Source organism: Paenibacillus sp. RC84, assembly GCF_041260495.1.
Taxonomy (GTDB): domain Bacteria; phylum Bacillota; class Bacilli; order Paenibacillales; family NBRC-103111; genus Paenibacillus_F.
On record NZ_JBGBYL010000010.1, the window covers coordinates 133,147 to 149,805 of the forward strand.

Annotated in this window: 14 protein-coding genes; 5 read left to right on the plus strand and 9 right to left on the minus strand. The window is 54.2% G+C overall.

Annotated features, from left to right (window positions below):
• Positions 1-31: 31 nt before the first annotated feature.
• The 4 genes from ABH899_RS22155 to ABH899_RS22170 are packed head-to-tail and all read right to left on the minus strand — an operon-like array spanning position 32 to position 4,084.
• A complete protein-coding gene (locus tag ABH899_RS22155) occupies positions 32-1,207 on the minus strand; it encodes a radical SAM protein (protein WP_009671676.1) in 1,176 nt (391 codons plus the stop codon).
• Positions 1,179-2,285, minus strand: a complete 1,107-nt coding sequence (locus ABH899_RS22160) for a glycosyltransferase family protein (RefSeq protein ID WP_370000615.1) — start codon at positions 2,283-2,285, stop codon at positions 1,179-1,181. Before ABH899_RS22160 ends, ABH899_RS22155 begins: the two co-directional genes overlap by 29 nt.
• A gap of 22 nt (positions 2,286-2,307) precedes the next feature.
• Positions 2,308-3,822: an ATP-grasp domain-containing protein gene (locus tag ABH899_RS22165; protein ID WP_370000617.1), complete on the minus strand. Its 1,515-nt coding sequence runs from the start codon at positions 3,820-3,822 to the stop codon at positions 2,308-2,310.
• Entirely contained in the window at positions 3,809-4,084 is a 276-nt protein-coding gene (locus tag ABH899_RS22170; protein WP_009671724.1) for an acyl carrier protein, read from the minus strand. The genes ABH899_RS22165 and ABH899_RS22170 overlap by 14 nt, the downstream gene beginning before the upstream one ends.
• A 730-nt stretch (positions 4,085-4,814) precedes the next feature.
• Between ABH899_RS22170 and ABH899_RS22175 the strand changes: the two genes are divergently transcribed.
• Positions 4,815-5,057 (plus strand): hypothetical protein, encoded by a 243-nt coding sequence (locus ABH899_RS22175; RefSeq protein ID WP_370000874.1) that lies wholly within the window; start codon positions 4,815-4,817, stop codon positions 5,055-5,057.
• Between the two features lie 69 nt (positions 5,058-5,126).
• Entirely contained in the window at positions 5,127-5,513 is a 387-nt protein-coding gene (locus ABH899_RS22180) for a hypothetical protein (RefSeq protein ID WP_370000619.1), read from the plus strand.
• 70 nt (positions 5,514-5,583) lie between these two features.
• On the opposite strand, the gene ABH899_RS22185 is transcribed toward ABH899_RS22180, so the two are convergent.
• The 5 genes from ABH899_RS22185 to ABH899_RS22205 all read right to left on the minus strand — a co-directional run bounded on the left by ABH899_RS22185 (position 5,584) and on the right by ABH899_RS22205 (position 12,784).
• Positions 5,584-6,477, minus strand: coding sequence for a carbohydrate ABC transporter permease (locus ABH899_RS22185; protein WP_370000621.1), 894 nt, complete (start codon positions 6,475-6,477; stop codon positions 5,584-5,586).
• Positions 6,478-6,496: 19 nt separating this feature from the next.
• Positions 6,497-7,375, minus strand: coding sequence for a carbohydrate ABC transporter permease (locus tag ABH899_RS22190; RefSeq protein ID WP_009671728.1), 879 nt, complete (start codon positions 7,373-7,375; stop codon positions 6,497-6,499).
• 371 nt (positions 7,376-7,746) lie between these two features.
• Positions 7,747-9,069, minus strand: a complete 1,323-nt coding sequence (locus tag ABH899_RS22195; protein ID WP_370000876.1) for a sugar ABC transporter substrate-binding protein — start codon at positions 9,067-9,069, stop codon at positions 7,747-7,749.
• 347 nt (positions 9,070-9,416) lie between these two features.
• Positions 9,417-11,027, minus strand: coding sequence for a response regulator (locus tag ABH899_RS22200; protein ID WP_009671695.1), 1,611 nt, complete (start codon positions 11,025-11,027; stop codon positions 9,417-9,419).
• Positions 11,024-12,784 carry a cache domain-containing sensor histidine kinase gene (locus ABH899_RS22205; RefSeq protein WP_370000624.1) on the minus strand — a complete coding sequence of 587 codons (1,761 nt, stop codon included), beginning with the start codon at positions 12,782-12,784 and terminating at the stop codon, positions 11,024-11,026. Before ABH899_RS22205 ends, ABH899_RS22200 begins: the two co-directional genes overlap by 4 nt.
• A 220-nt stretch (positions 12,785-13,004) precedes the next feature.
• Here ABH899_RS22205 and ABH899_RS22210 point away from each other — a divergent pair, with 220 nt between their 5' ends.
• The 3 genes from ABH899_RS22210 to ABH899_RS22220 all read left to right on the plus strand — a co-directional run bounded on the left by ABH899_RS22210 (position 13,005) and on the right by ABH899_RS22220 (position 16,619).
• Positions 13,005-14,087: a cobalamin B12-binding domain-containing protein gene (locus ABH899_RS22210; RefSeq protein WP_370000626.1), complete on the plus strand. Its 1,083-nt coding sequence runs from the start codon at positions 13,005-13,007 to the stop codon at positions 14,085-14,087.
• 33 nt (positions 14,088-14,120) lie between these two features.
• Positions 14,121-15,863 carry an ATP-binding protein gene (locus ABH899_RS22215; protein WP_370000628.1) on the plus strand — a complete coding sequence of 581 codons (1,743 nt, stop codon included), beginning with the start codon at positions 14,121-14,123 and terminating at the stop codon, positions 15,861-15,863.
• A 225-nt stretch (positions 15,864-16,088) separates the two neighbouring features.
• Positions 16,089-16,619 carry a nucleotidyltransferase domain-containing protein gene (locus ABH899_RS22220; RefSeq protein ID WP_370000630.1) on the plus strand — a complete coding sequence of 177 codons (531 nt, stop codon included), beginning with the start codon at positions 16,089-16,091 and terminating at the stop codon, positions 16,617-16,619.
• Positions 16,620-16,659: the final 40 nt, after the last annotated feature.

The window sequence follows — 16,659 nt, forward strand, 5'->3', positions numbered from 1 at the left end:
TGCCTGATTGGGCGGCATAAAGTTTAAACGCTTAAATCCCGTTGTTATAAAGCAGCACGCATTTGGAGCAAATCGGCATCAGACCGCAGGCCAGAACTTCGCGCTGCTTGCGGAGATCATCGCCGTGGAAAATGTCCGCCACGCTTTCTTCATTCAAGTTGCCTACGCTGAATTCCGGGAAAAATTTGCACGGATTCACTTTGCCGTCCGGCATAACGTCCATCCGGTTGGAGATCGAAAAGCACTTCGTCCGTTTCATGGCCGGCTTCTCGCTGCCCCGGATAAAGTCTTCCACTTCCTCGGGCTCCAGAGCGGGCTGGTAGCGGACACGAACATTCCATACCCGGGAATTGACGCGGTTCAGTTCATCAATCAGCGTGTCGTAATTGTCGGGAGAGATGTGGAACGTGAACGAATGCCAGCTGTTCTTGTGGCCTTCTTCGAAACGGGCGGCCAAGTGCGGGAAATGGGCATCGAAGTAGGTATCCATTTTCTCCGCCGTATCGGTGGGGATGTACCAAGGGAAACAGAAGTAGACGGAATCGACGCCCATTTCTTCGAAGTATTCCATAAAGCTGTACAACTGGCTGACCATCTGGTCGTTTACGGTCAAGGCTACGGAAACCTTGCCTTTGTACACGCCCTGTTTTTGCAAATCCAGAAGGAGCTGGACGGCGTGAATCACTTTCTTGAACGTGCCTTTGCCCCGGATCGCGTCATTCTCCTTCTCGAAGCCTTCCAGGCTGACCAGCATGACGAGATTTTCCGACATTTTCAGAATGGAATCCAGCTTCTGCTCAATGAGAATCGCATTCGTGCAAATGGTCGTGTACCGGTCTTCTTTGGCCAGCAATTCCGCCAGCTCATCGAACTTGGAGTAGAACAGCGGCTCCCCGCCCCACAGGAACACGCGGGATTTGCGTTCTCTCGTTTCGGCCAGAAGCTTCTCCACAACGGGAATCTCTATTTCATCGTTCTTCACTTCTTTGGCAAAGCCGTGATGGAAGCCGTCCGGGTTCCATTCGAAGCAGTGTTTGCAGCGCAGGTTACAGCCGTTATTGAGCTTGATTCCGATCTCGTAAGGCACGGGGGCCGCATAAGCCGGATCTTCCCTGCGCTTCCTTCCCGTTTCAGCCAGCGGAACCAGGGTTCTTTTCATATTACGGAACGTAAGTTGGTCAAACGTAACTGCTGTTTTCGGCTGCATAAGTATTCCTCCCAAAATGGTTGATTTTTGACCGCTGCTCCAGCAATCGTGTGCAAATCCCTTCCAGCAGATGTTCAGAAAAATCCCGGGCTTGCCACTCCGCAAACCGGATACCGAAACCGCAGGTTTCCCAGTAGGTTGAATTATGAAGCTCGTGGTCGCCGAACGGCTCCAGCATGACAAAAGGGATTCCGAACGACAGCGAGTCGTTCAGGGTAGCTCCCCCCGGCTTGCTGATGATCGCTGCGCAATTGCGCATCAAGTCCGTGTAAATGGAGTAATCCCGGAGCGGGTACTCCCGGAGAACGCCGTCCTCACGGACATAACGGACCATCGGCGGAAACGTATGCCGCCCCTGCGCGTCCCGGCTCCACGGATCCCAGGAGGCATCCGTTCCGAAGTAGCGCGTAACCCCGTCGTCCTCCTCCACTTCGGAAGGGTCGTAGACGATCACATCGAGCCGGCGGCCGAGCGCGCGAAGTGCGCGGATCGTCTCGGCGTAAGTGCCGATCCCCCAGCCGCCGCCGTGGATCAGAATGCGTCCGGCACGCTGCCCGTAAGGCAGGGGCTCCGCTTCGTCCGAAGCGATGTAGCCGCCCGGGGACAGCTCCGATGGCTCGTAGAACCAGACGTTATCGTAGCCGGGATACAGCTGCTTGTGCACTTTAAACGACGGCGTATCCCACGCGTCCAGCCGGATCAGCCGGATATCCAGGGGCCGGCCGGCAGCCGCCTTATAGCGCTCCAGAATCGGCAGCCAGAAGCCGGTGAACACCGCAAACCGGGTGATACCGGCCCGCATCCAGTCCTCCAGCAGCCTCAGAACCGCTTCCTCGTTCAGGGAAGTGTCGACGGGCCTGGCCAGCTTATGCCCCATACGGGCAACGGAGAAGTCCGCATGGAACGCTTTTTTGGTGGCCCGGATCTTGTGCCGGACTTCTTCGTGATACACGTTTTCCAGAACGTGAACGTCCGAACCGACTCCCCTGCCCTGCAGGTACGTGTGCAGATGCATAGCCGGAATGTATGCGCCGAGCGAATTCCCCGACGCCAGCAAAGTAACCGAAGATGAATTCATTCGCAGCTCCCGAGTTGCAGATTTAGTTGTACACCTTAACGGACAAGCCGGCGAGAACGTGCCGCAAGCTTTCGACCAGTTCGCTGCGGTGTTCGTCGTCACGGCCGACCACCGATACATACAGCCGTCCTTTCGGCATACCGCGTTTATTCAGTGTTCCCTCGGCCATACGGCGACGGGTCAGAATCTCGTTGACCATCACGGTATTGGATGAGAGAGGAACGATCCCGTACCCGCCGGGGGCCGTCAGCAGCAGACCGGACTCACGCAGAGCATGCAGCAGTCTGCCGAACGCGAAGCCTTCCGGAAGCCCGAGGGAGAGGAACGTAAGCCAGCCCGTACGGCCATGCTTCTCCCAGCATTTATCGAGATAAGCGTTAATGAGGCCCATGGACTTGCGGGCGTTAATCTCCACGATGGATACGACTTCCCCGTCCTCCAGGATCATGGAGTCGAAGCAGACGAAGCCGTGGTAGCCGTCCTCCGCCAGAAGCCGGAGCGCTTTCTCCATCACACCGAAATAGCCGGCGTTCTCCAGCAGGCGGATAAAAGCCTCATCCGCCTTGATCGACCCGCCGTAATTTTGCTGGTGGTTGATCATCCGCTGAACGGAGATGAATTCCGTCTCTCCGCTCTCCCGGATTAGCCAGTGAGAACTGAAATCCGTTTCTTTCTTCAGCAGAGGCTCCAGCAGGAAATGAGAGCGCAGTCCGCTTCCCTCCTGTTTATGCAAGTGCTCCGCTATCCTCCGCTGCACCGCTTCGCTGTCGATGAGCAGATTTCCCTTGCCCGAAACGCCGAAGGGATCTTTCAGCAGGTAAGGCCCCTGCTTCAGAAGCGCATTCCCGGCCGCCTCCACTTCCGCCGCACTGCCGGCCTCCGTGCCGTAGCACTTCTCGCCGATTCTGGCCAGGAGACGGTTGGAGTACATCTTCGAGTTGACGCGTACAACCGTCTTCAGGTCCGGCAGAGGTTCCAGCGGTCCGGCCGCCTGCAGGTACGCTTCCGTCTCCGCCGTAATGGCGTACGGAGACAAGATGCCGGCTGCACCGGTGATTTCGGCTTCTTCCGCCGATTGTGCCTGCCGGGAAGCTCCGGCAGCATTCATCGGAGCGAGGGATTGCGGCTGCTCCGCACCGGCGAAATAACCGGAACCGGCGGCCTGCAGCACCCTGTTTTCCGGATCGACAAACTTGTCTTTGTCGGCCGCAAGCCGGAACACACACCGCTTGAAATCGTCCGGTCCGGGCAGGGCGGCACGCTCGTCGTTCAAATCATAGAGGTAGCGGTTCCGAAAGGAAAACCCTAACCCCTCCAGGTACTCGTGCAGCACCGGATCGATTTTGCAGCGGCTGTAAAGGATATCTTCCGGTCCGCAGAACGGAAACAACAGATCGTCCATGCAGAGGACAATTGACTCTCGGTCCTTATCGGGCATAGCCGGCAGCCGGGCCAGATCCGGATCCCTCCAGCGCGTTTCGGGATCGAAGGTTCCCATAACGGTTTTCGGAATCATGCCGGCTTCACTGTTTGACATCTTCGTACAGCGGCTGCGCTTGGGACTGGCAGCTTTTCAAAAAAGAGATAAACGTTTCGATCGACTCGAGATGTTCGTAATCGAATTGGTCGTAGTCGATGGCGACGTTCAACTGATCCTCGACTTTCAGCATAAACTGGATCATTTGCAGTGAATCGAGGCCTATATCGTTGTTAAGGTCCGTTGCGGGGGACAGGGATTGCCGGAGTTCCGGTTGATCTTCTTTGATAGCGCACAAAATGTCTACGATTTTATCGTACATGACTACACTCCTTTAAAGGGTTAATGTGTGAGGGTGCAACCGAGTTCTTGCGTTCACAAACTCCAGTACAAACGATAACCTGCTCGCTGTCTCCCCTCCTTTTTCCATAAGTTACAATTATTATCCTCCTGCTGTTAAAAGCTGTCAATGTTTACAATCCTGTATAAATATTAAGTTTTGTTTACAAAAACCTAAAATAAGACGCTGATTCAGGCTTTTTCTACCCTTTTTGAAAGAGTATTTGAAAGAGCAGGAGAATCGTCACGGTCGGAAAATTGTGCTAACCGGACCCGTTCCCGTTTCATCCTTTTCCCCTCCGGTTAAGAAGAAATACAACAGAACAAGAGAGGAGAATGAGTCATGAAATCTTCCTTGATGCAAAAGGTTGCGACAGGAGTTTTAGTGGCGGTGCTCCCGAAACTCGTTGACATGGCCTTCGAAAAAATGAGAAGCAAAAAACAGAGCCGCGTCCAGTAAAACGGACAACGGCCCTGACTGCCTCCGGGCAGCTGATTCCCTCACACCGTTCATGCCTGTCAGGCGCGCTGCACAAGGCCGGAACGTTTGCATAGAATGAAGCAGAAAAAATCCCTTGTCGAGTAAACAATTGTTTGCTTGGAAGGGATTTTTTTGATGTTTTCTTAAGTGCAGGCCGAGTGCTTTCGCAGCAAAAATTATGGTAAAATATACAAATAAAAGCGTAATTTTGGTGTGTTTTCTTTACCCGGAGGTGATTGATTTGATTGCTCTTCTCTATTCATTCTTAAGCATTGCCGCATTGCTCACCGTAAAATTCCTGAACGTCAGTCCCGCGATTACACTTACTACGGCGTGCTTGCTTATCGCTGCCGCCTTCGTATGTGCGTATCTGGATTACAAAAGTAACAAAGGCTTTAACTCTTACATGAAAAACGTCAGCATAACCTACTTGATTTTCATCGTGATTTTCGCGTATACAGCGGTGAGTCTGTAAGTCCCTTACCAGTTGCTCTTTCTATTTCATTTCGTTTTTCAGGAGTTGATTAGAGTTAAACTTCGACGAATGATTATAATTATCCTAGCATTAATTTGCGTCGGATTGCTTGTTGCCTGGTACATCAATAATTCTCTGGAAAAACCTATTCTAACAAAAGATGAAGCCATATCGGTTGCAAAAGGAAAGCTGCAATGGACTGAATCGCAGCTTGTGGAAAATACATTAATTGATAGAAAAACAACTCGATTTGATCCTAGCGAAAGAGAATCGTATTTTTTCGAAAAAGTTAACAAAAGGCACCGTTATTTTTATCATATCGTATATTGGAATCATTCGGATCCTAAGGGCGCGATCGCCGATTTGTGGATAGACAGTAAGGATGGAAAGGTCATACTGGGAAAAATCCATGAGCCGGATCTAAAGAGTGCCCGTGAGTTTTCCGATCTAGAATAAGTAGAATTTGAAAAAACCAAGGTCAAGAGCTGGAGTACAGCTCTTGACCTTGGTTTTAATGTGCCCATCCTTAACCCTTAACCGCGCCGGCAACCATGCCCTTCATGATCTGCTCCTGGAAGGCCAGGTAGATCAGAATGGTCGGGATAACCGAGATGGCCATGGCCGCCATCGTCAGACTGTAGTCCGTACCGAAACCGGTAGCGAACTGCGACAAGCTGAGCGGAAGCGTCTTGAGGGACGGCTTGTTGATAAACACGAGCGCGAACGCGAAATCGTTCCAGTAACGCAGGAACGCGAGAATTCCGACGGTGGACAGCGCGGGAACGGACAGGGGCAGCAGCATTTTGGTGAAAATGCCCCAGTAGCCCGTACCGTCGATCAGCGCGGCTTCCTCGATTTCCTTCGGCACCGACGTCATGTAGGCGGCGATGATAAAGATGGCTACCGGCAGCTCAAAGGCGACGTACGGCAGAATCAGCGCGCCGTACGTGTCGAGCATGCCGATTTTTTTCAGCATGATGAACAGCGGCACGAGCGTACTGTGCACGGGAATGAGCATGCCGAGCAGGAAGTAGCCCATCAGCGGTCCGCGCATGCGGAACGAGAAGCGGGAGAGGACGAACGCGGTCAGCGCGCCAATGGCCAGAGTAAGCACCAGCGCAACCAGCGTGACGATCGCCGAGTTGATAACGGCCGTCTCGATGTCGGCCACTTTCCAGGCCTGCACGAAGTTGTCCCATTTCCATTCCGCCGGAAGGCCGAACGGCTTGCCGAAAAATTCGTCGTTGGTCTTGAATGCGCTGATAAACAGCCAGATCAGCGGGTACAGCGTGACGAGCGCGTACACGGCAAGCAAAATATTTAAAATCGAGCTTTTGGCGAGCTTGCCAAAAGCGTTCTCTCTGCGGGCGGGTTCCGTCCCTTTCACGGGAGGAACGGCGGTTCCGGTCATCTGTGGCATACTAGCCCTCCTCCTTTCGTCATACAGCCTGATTCCGTCTCATGAGACGCTGGCTTCCGGCGATCAGCACCAGGCTGATAATGATGATCAGCGTGGAAATGGCGCTGCCGTAACCGAAGCGGTAGACGGAGAACGTGTTGTTGTACATATAGGAGGCGAGCAGTTCCGTTGAATGCGCAGGACCGCCCCCGGTCATGACATAGATCAGGTCGAAAGCCTTCAAGCTTCCCGAAATACAGAGCACGATCGTGACCTTCACGGTATCCCAGATCATCGGCAGCGTAACGGAGAACAGCTTGCGGCTTCCCGTCGCCCCGTCGATCATGGCGGCATCGTCAATATCCGAAGGAATATTTTGAAGCGCCGCGATAAACATGATGAGATAAGGCCCGATATAGTTCCAGATAATCGGAACGGTCAGCGCGAGCATGGACACCGATTTGTCGGAAAGCCAGGCTTTCTTCCACGATTCCAGCCCCACCGCATCCAGCAGGAAGTTCAGAATCCCGATTTGCGGGTGATAAATGTAACTCCAGATAATCCCGACGACGACCGACGAAAGCACCATCGGCATAAATACCGCCGAACGGATAAAACGCTGGAAGAAGTTGCTCTTGCGCAGCACCAGGGCCAGCACGAGGGCGATCGGCACCTGTCCGAAGACGGAAGCCGCTACCACGATCAGGTTATTTTTTAACGCGAGCCAGAAGATCGGATCCTTCAGGGCTTCGACATAGTTATCAAATCCGTTGAACTTGGCTTCTCCAATCCCTTTCCAGTCGAAAAACCCGTAATACGCCGACCAGAAAATCGGGACAATGACAAATACGCTGTAAATAAGCAGCGCAGGCAGGAGACCAAGCACGATAAAGTTGGTCCTTCTTGACGAGGAAGTCATGGCGTCTCTCCCCTCCTATTGGTGTATACCTTCAAGGCGGTTCAAAAAATATCTACTAAACCTATCAGGAAGCATGGTTATTCACCGATAAAGCAGCGTGCGGAAACAGCTTCAGACTGCGTAATGCGGGCAGACTGCGGGGCGTATTTCCGCCGTGCTTTCATACCGGGAATTCCGTTGTGCCCGGCTTTTCACCGGGATCGTTCTTTTTATGATCTCAATCGTTCGAAAATTTTCCGGCTTCCCGGCCGCGCCGATGTCCGGCCGTCCGTTGTTCCGGCAGGTCTTTCTCCGCCGTCCTGGCTCTCTCCGCCTGTCTTTGTTAAAAACGGGGCGACTAGCGCCCCGCTTCTTCTACTACAGGAATCCTGTTATTTGCCGAGAGATTTCGCCTGTGCATCTTGCAGTTTCTTCGCTACATCTTCCGGTTTGCCGCCCATCAGAAGCTCCTGAATGCCGTTGTTGATCACTTCGGAAGCCGCCGAGGAAAGCTGGGAATCATAAACCGGCGTACGTTTTACCTGGCCGACCAGGTCGTTCACTTTCGCGAAAAGAGTGGAAACTTTGCTCTTATCCAGCTCGACTTTATAGGAGACCAACTGGTTGGACTCCAGCGTGCGCTTCTGCGCTTCCGGTCCGGCCATCGCCTGGATCAGCTTGTCAGCCGCTTCTTTCTTCGCGCCCTCCACTTTCTTGTTGAGGCCCAGGCCTATGCCAACAACGCCGGAGAGGGATTTCGGATCGCCTTTGCCGTTAGGAACGGAAGGCAGCACCGTGACTTCAATGTTGTTCAACGCTTCCGGCTGCGCGCCGTTGGTCAGGTTGGTCAAGGCCCATCCGCCGTCGATCATCATAGCCGCTTTGCCTTGTGCAAACATTTGCTCCATTTGCGTGTTGTCGATGGAGTTGAAGCCTTCCTGGAAAGCTCCCGCCTTGCCGAGATCCTGCAGCGCTTTCAGAGCGGATACGAATTCGGGATCCGTGAACTTCGCGCCGTCTTGTGCCGCCGCTTTCATAAACCATTCCGTACCGGTGTAACGGTCTGCCAGCGAGCTGAGGATACTGGACTGCGCAAGCCATGCCGCTTTATTGCCGAGGGCGATCGGGGTAATTTTCTTGGATTTGAACGTTTCAATCGCTTTCATCATTTCATCCCAAGTTTTTGGTACCGTTACGCCGTTATCGTCAAACATTTTCTTGTTGTAGTAAAGGATAGAGGTCGGGGACAACGACATCGGAATGCTGTATACTTTGCCGTCTACCGTAAAATCGTCGAAGGAGTTCGGGAGGAAACCGTTCTTCCACTCCGCATTTTTATCGAGCAGATCGCCCACAGGCTGAAGCAAGTTACCGCTTACAAATTCTTTGGTCATAGCGCCCGGCCACATTTGGAACAGATCCGGCATTTCGTTAGCCGCTGCAACCGTTTTCAAACGTGTTTTGTAACCGTCCGGCGGAATCGCCTGTACTTCAAGCTCTACATTCGGGTTCGCTTTTTTGTATTCTTCGATGATAGCCCGCATCGTTTTGGCGCGCGCATCTTCACCCGTAAAGTTGTGCCACAGGGAAAGCTTGACTTTTTCGGTCCCTTTACCGGCGTCGCCCGTGCCCGTTGCTGCCGGCTCTTTGCTGCATGCGGATAACAATGAGAGTGACAGAATCAACGCAATACCTGTTTTTGCCGTTTTTTTCATCATGTGTAACCCCTCCTTATCTCTATTCTTTTTTAGTATAAAAGGGGACAGCCATTGTCAAAAGGGGAGTGATTTCGGGGATAGGGTGGGGTAAATTCAGCCCTTTTAGACGCCCCCGCCCTCCAATACCTGGAAAATAAGAAGGCCCCGGCGATGCCGGCAAGCATCACGGAGCCTTTATTTTAAACACCGGCAGGGCCCTGTTTACCAGGTCGCCCTGCTTTCCTCCTGACTCCGCGAGCCCGAATCTACTGAATTTAGAGAAACGGAAATCCTCCGGCTTCAAGCCGTTACCCGCGTTCAAAAGCACGTATCCGGCCGACCGGCCGGGCTCCGGGTCCGTTGCTTTACTGCTTGCCTTCGCGTCCCGCACGGAATTCCGTCGGCGTCTGTCCCGTGTATTTTTTGAACAACTGGCTGAAATATTTAATATCCTCGTAGCCGACCTTCTTGGCCACCTCGCTGACCTTGACGGGGGTTTCCCTTAAAATTTCGGCGGCCCGGCGAATGCGCTCCCTCATGACGAATTCAATGTAGTTTACGCCCGTTTCCCGTTTGAAAACTTCACTGAAATGATTCGGGTGAACATGCACGTGCCCCGCCACCTGCTGGAGAGTCAGGGTCCGGTCGAGATTATCCTGAATGTAGGCTATCGCCCGCTTGATATAGAGAACGCCGTCTTCCGACACGTATTGATAGTAGGTTTCCATAATGACGCGCAGCCGCAGGTACAGGTTCTCCTGGAGATCGCCCTGCCCTTCGGCGCCCGTGCCGTCTCCCGGAAGCTTGTCTCCCTGAGCACGTTTGGCCGGGTCCTGATCGGGCAGACGGGGAAGCTGCGGCATGCCGAGCGCAGACGCGGTCCGTTCCAGCCACCTGTGGGCCGCAACGACGAGCGAATCCGAGTAAGCCTTCAGCGAAGCGGGCGTTGCCTCGGCGTCGGCAATCTCGCCGTCCAGCGCCTTCTGCACGAAGTGGCGCAGCTCGATCGGGTTGCCGTTCTTGAGCAGAATCGCCAGTTCCGATTCTTCCTCCTTCGAGCAAACCGTGCGCCCGCCCTTGCGGCCCTCCACCGCTTCGTAGGCAAGCAGCGTCTGCGCCCCCGCGAAGCCGCGGAACGAGGCGGCATAGACCGCCTCCCGGTAGGAGCGCGGCACCTGCCCCAGCCCGCTTACCCGCGAGCCTGCCGCGGTGAACAGGACGCACTTGAGCTTGTCCGAGACGCGGCCGAGCCTGCTGCGCAGAGCATCCGCGTCCCTGCCTTCCGCCCGGAGCAGGACGACGATGTCGTCTCTGCGCCGCAGGGTCTCGCAGGGCAGCAGCTCGCCGAGCATGTTGTCGACGGCGAACTGGAGCAGGTTTCCCGCAGCGCGGCTGTCGCCCCAGCCCTGCACGCTGATCAGGAGCACCTGCAGGCACACGCCCGCGGCCGCTTCCGGCAGGTGAGGCAGGCCGAGCTTGGTCAGCACCTGGGGCACCTGCTCCAGCGAATCGGCGTCGTCGATGCCTTCGGTCACAAGACGCTCCAGCAGGCCGCTGTGGAAGGCGCGGCGCTGCATATTGTCCGCTTTGCGGGCATCCCACTTGCTCACAATGCGCTGCTTCGCTTTCATCACGGCCCGGATAATTTCTTCCGGCCGGCTCGATTTCAGCAAATAATCGCCGATGCCGCCGCGGATAGCCTGCTGGACGTAAGCAAAATCGTCGTAGCCCGTCAGCACGATAATTTCGCTGTCCGGGAGCATCTGCTTCACCTTCTCCGCCATCGTGATTCCGTCCATTCCGCCCATGCGGATGTCCGTCAGCACGATATGGGGATGCTCGGCGGGGGCGCGTTCCAGCGCTTCTTCCGCCGACTCCGCGGCCGGAAGAAGGCGGAAGCCCAGCTCCTCCCACTGAATAACCGTGCTTAAGCCGGTGCGAATAATGACTTCGTCATCGACAATCAGAATATTCATGCTGTCCCCGCCCCCTCTACAATCGGTATCATAAATGTAATCACCGTGCCTTCTCCGACGATGCTGCGGATATGCAGCCCCGCCTCGCTGCCGTAATGAAGCTGCAGCCTCCGGTGGACGTTGCGCAAGCCGTAGCTGCCCGGCACGACAGGCTCGTCCGCCGCCGATAAGGCCGCCCGGATTTCGTTCAATTTATCGGGTTCGATTCCTACTCCGGTATCTTCCACCATAAAAGTCAGCTCCGTGCCCATCCGCTGCGCGTAGACGCGGATGCTGCCTTTTTCGCGCTGCTTCTGGATGCCGTGAATGAGCGCATTCTCGATGAGCGGCTGAAGAAGAAGTTTCAATACAGGCATCTGCCGGATATCCGGATCCACGACAAACTCGATATCGAATTTGTCTGGATAGCGTACGGCCTGGATGGCGGCATAGTGCTCCGCGTGAGCGACTTCCTGCTGCACCTCGCAGTACTCCGCCCCTTTGTTCAAACTGAACCGCAGGAAGTCACTGAGATGGCCGACCATCTCGGCAATTTTCATATCCTGGCTCATTAGAGCCATCCAGTGGACCGAAGAGAGCGTATTGTACAGAAAATGCGGATGAATCTGCGCTTGAAGAGCGAGCATGTCGGTCTCCTTCTTCCGCGCTTCATTCAGCTTTACCTGCTCGGTCAGCCGTTCGATCCGGTCGCTTAACCGGTTGTAGCTGCGCATAAGCTGCCCGACCTCGTCGGCCGATGTGACCGGAAGGGCTTTCATAGGTTCCTCCGGATCGGTGTCCTTGAGGAACCGGGTCAGCATAAGCAGCGGCTTCGTCACGCGCTGGACGAAGAAGATCACGAGCGAGGCGACCAGAACCACCGCAATAGCGACCGCCGCCGCGGTTAAGAGCAGCACGTAACGGTTCTGCTCGCGGAAGTTTTTGTACGGCATAATGCCGACCAGCTTCCAGTCCACGCCGGGCACCGTATCGTACAAAACCGTATTTCTATCGGTGCCCTGCCCCACATTAAAAGACCCCGAGGCCCCCGTGATACCGGGCATACCCGGCATCCATTCGGACAGAGGACGGTTCAGCCATTCCATTCCGGCACCGGCAATGATTTTGCCCTGTTCGTTCACGAGCAGGACGCTGCCGCCTTCGCTGATATTCGATTTCCGCAAAGTATCGGCAATCACTTGCTGGTCTAGGCTGATGGTGAGACTGCCCAGATGGGCGAATGTGTTCACGCTGCGGATGGGCCGCACCAGGGAAATCATATTTTTCTCGCCGATAGTGGTCTGGTTCTTATACAGCGGCGTCCACCATTTCGGACGGTTTCCGGGTTCCGTATCTTTGGGACCTGGCCAGGGCGGCATGCCGGAACTGACGATGCTTGTATTGGATAAGGAGGGAAGGTCTCTCGCCGAGTCTATGGTGATTTCGGCAATGTAAGGTTTCGAGAACGCCAGGTTGGTCAGAAACCCTATAATAATGGTAGGCTTGAGCGCATCCCACTGGGTATCGGACAAATACTGCTGCACATCTCTCTGCCCGATCAGGAAAATCGACATGTTCTCTACGTCCTGGACCATAAGCTCCATGTTGGTTCTCATCTGGGTCAGAAGCCCGAAACCGGACTGCTTCGCCTTTTCTTCCGTAACCGACGAAGCGATTTGATAAGAAAATATTCCGAAAGACAACAGTGGAATCCCTATGGATACCAGCATCAGAAATGATAGTTTCCGCTTCAGCGAACGGTCCAGCCAGCGCCTCATTTTCTATCCCCCGCTTGATAATTGTTCAGATCATGTCGAAATAGGTAGATAGCACCATCCTAACATACATTTCGGTCCGTTATCCGAACTTTTTAAGTCCTTCCCCGAGCCAGACAATTTCCAATTATGCCGAAAAAGGGTATAATGGTAGAAACGTCCGAGTTTCCCGTCTACTAAAAAAAGGTATCCTCGCGATGCCGGCAAAGGAGGTCACCCTATCATGAATCATGAGGAAACGGGCAGACGCCTTTTTCAGATGGCGGAGAATTTAGCGGAGTATGTGACTCAGCTTCAATATAAGTATCAGCCGGATCTGGCGGAACGGTTCGGCGAACGCGGACGTTTGCTGACGATTCAAGACTCCGGTTACAGCATTAAGTATCTGGCCGAGAGCGTATATATGCAAAGTCCCGACTTGTTCAATCACTACACATCCTGGATGACGGAGCTTCTGTCTGGCTACCAAGTATCCAGGGAAGACTTGGCGCTGAATTTCCAGATGATCGAACAAGCGATTAACGCTCATTTCGGGGAAGCGGATCGCGCATTGATCGGCGAGTACCTCGAAATCGGACTCCATCAGATCCAATCCGCCCAGACTTCGGAGACATTCTTATCCGATGAGCGGCCTTTCTCGGAAACGGCAATCGCTTATACCGAGGCTATCCTGCGGGCGGACCGCCGCGAGGCGTTACAGCTCATTTTAACGAAGCTGGAGGAAGGCATGGCGATAGCCGACCTGTACCTCCATGTCTTTCAACCGTCTCAACGTGAAATCGGCCGGCTGTGGCAGACCAATCAGATTACCGTCGCACAGGAGCATTTGTGCACGGCTGCCACCCAGATGATTATGTCGCACTTGTATCCGCACTTGTTTGCAACCGAGCGCAGCGGTAACACGATGGTGGCGGCCTGCGTGGGACAGGAGCTCCATGAAATCGGATTACGCATGGTCGCCGATCTCTTCGAACTGAACGGTTGGGACACCTACTATCTGGGCGCCAATGTCCCTACGCGCAGTTTGATCCGCACCCTTGTCGAGAAGAAAGCACAAGTAGTCGCCATCTCGGCGACTATGACGTTTCACGTGCATCTGGTGGAAGAGCTAATTGCCGAAATCCGCAGCAGTGAAGCAGGACAATATGTGCACATTCTGGTGGGCGGACTGCCGTTCAATATTGACCGCGATCTCTGGCGTAAAGTCGGAGCCGACGGTTATGCGGACGACGCGCAGGAAGCCATTCGGCTGGCGGACCACTGGAAAAACCACCGTATCGGAAACGAATTAGCCCGGTCCAATTGAGACCGCTCGTTTACCGAGGAAGGAGGATTCTACGTGGATCCCAATATGAAAACAGAGGACGAACGCCTGGAAATCACTCATTACCGCCAAACGATCGAGAAGCTTTCCCAGCAGGTCATTCAGGCGAGACAGCGCGAAGAACAAGCCCTTACCCAATTCAGCTCCCTGAACAACGAGCTGATCACGCTGCAGAGGCAGCTTTCCAAAACAAATGTGGAACTGGTACAGTCCAAGGCGGAAGCCGAAAGAGCCAACGAGGCGAAAAGCATGTTTCTTGCCACCATGAGCCATGAAATCCGCACACCTATGAACGGCATTCTCGGTATGGCCGAGCTCCTCGCCGACACGCTGCAGACCGAAGAGCAGAAACAGTCCATCGCCATTATAGAAGAATCCGCTTCGCTTCTCCTGACGATCATCAACGATATTCTCGATCTTTCCAAAATCGAAGCCGGCCATATGCAGCCGGAGCCGGAAACCTTCGAGGTCCGAAAACTCCTTAACCACACCCTGAGACTCCTGGAGCCGAACGCTTCCCGCAAGCGAAATAAGCTGAGGGGGACCGTTGACGAATCCGTCGGCCAATTTTTGACCGGAGATGCAGGAAGAATCCGACAAATTCTGATTAATTTAGCGGGAAATGCCATCAAGTTTACCGACGACGGCGAGGTTCATATCCGGATCCGTCTGCTTCAAAGCTCGGCTACCTCCCAGACTCTGCGCTTTGAAATAACGGATACGGGAGTCGGTATCCCGGAAGAACACGTCAATCGTGTGTTCGAGCCGTTTTACCAAGCCCATACCCAGCGGGAAGACGCCCAGAAGAGTACCGGCCTCGGTTTATCGATCTGCAAACGGCTTGTCGAGTGGATGGAAGGCCGCATCGACGTGACGAGCAAAGTAGGCATAGGCTCCTCCTTCTGGTTCGAGCTGCAGCTCGCGATTCCGTCGGTAACCGAGTACCGTCAGGAAGCCGCGGCCGCGCTGCAAACTACCGGAAGCGGCATCGGCCCCGCCTTCACGGACGAAGAGCGGAGTCAGCCTCTCCTGCTCGTCGAAGACAACGCCATCAACCGTCAGGTCGCCCTCCTCCAGCTCCAGAAGCTGGGCTTCATGCATATCGACACGGCGAGCAATGGCGAGGAAGCTCTGGAAGCGCGCTCCCGCAAAGATTATTCGCTCGTGCTGATGGATTCGCAGATGCCCGTCATGGACGGACTCCAGGCGACTCAGCTTATCCGCGAATGGGAGAATGCCCGCCGGCATCCGCGGAGCGCCATCGTCGCGCTGACGGCAAGCGCCATGCAAAGCGACCGCTTACGCTGCCTGGAAGCCGGGATGGACGACTTCTTGACGAAGCCGATCCAGCTCTCGAAGCTCCAGTCCGTCATCCGCAGATGGCTTCCCGCCGGTCCGCCCGAGCCCGTGAACGAGCATGTGCTCATACCGGAGGTGATCCAGGAGCTCAACGGGCTGGATGAACCCGGCTCACCCGGCGTGCTGGCCATGCTGCTCGACATGTACCAGGAACAGACGCCTTCCAAGCTGAATCAGCTGGAAGAAAAAATGCGGGCGGGCGATTTGACCGCCGTCCAATATATCGCCCATGACCTTAAATCGACAAGTCTTAGCCTGGGGATCGATCAATTCTCGAAGCTGATCGAGAGAATCGAAAATCAGGCCAAGAACGGAACCGTTCATCTATCGGGCACCATCTTTAAAGAGCTGTGGCAGGCGTACGATAAAGCTTGCCGGGAACTCAAAGCACTTCTCTAAATGTCCTAAAATAGCTGTCTAAAGGCTGGCGGAGAACGATATGAAATGTCGAAAACGAATGAATCTACCCTGAATGACGTTTAAACTTCCTCAAGTTTGAACGTCATTTTCATTTGCCGAAGGAGGATTGTCCTTGGTACACGGAATAACACCGATTTGATTCTCTCCCCGCTTCATTAACAGGTGCCAGAATACTCACAACATTATAGATAGCGGGGAATATCAATGACTAACGAGAAAATCAAACAAGCGGCCGGCTATTTGGCGGGCAAGTATGAAGGCCATTCGGTTATCCTCTATGGCTCCTATGCGAACGGGGATTATACAGACGAAAGCGATCTGGATCTTATGATCTTCTCGGATCGGAATTTCAAGAGAAACGACACCTCCCGGATAGACGGCCTGCTGCTCGATGCCTGGATTCATCCCACATCGTCCATGGACGATCCGGTCCGTTTTCTGCATATTCATGAGGGTGTAATTGTGACCGACAGCCGCGGACTGGCCGCTCCTTTTCTGGAGAAGATTCAATCCATATTCACGGAAGGACCGGAAAAATTAGGTCCGGAAGAGGCCGATTTTCAGAAGGCATGGCTTCAAAAAATGCTGAAACGGACAGGAGGATGTCTCGGAGTTGATCGGGCATATTACCAAGAGCTGACCTCCGATCCGGTAAGGGCGTCCGAAAGAGCGCCCTTTATTCGGGTGTCCGGCGTAACAAGCGGGGATTGTCTCCGCTTTTCAGGGCAAGGATAAGCATTCGGAAACGGCTGCGTTTAAGACGAAATATGGAGGA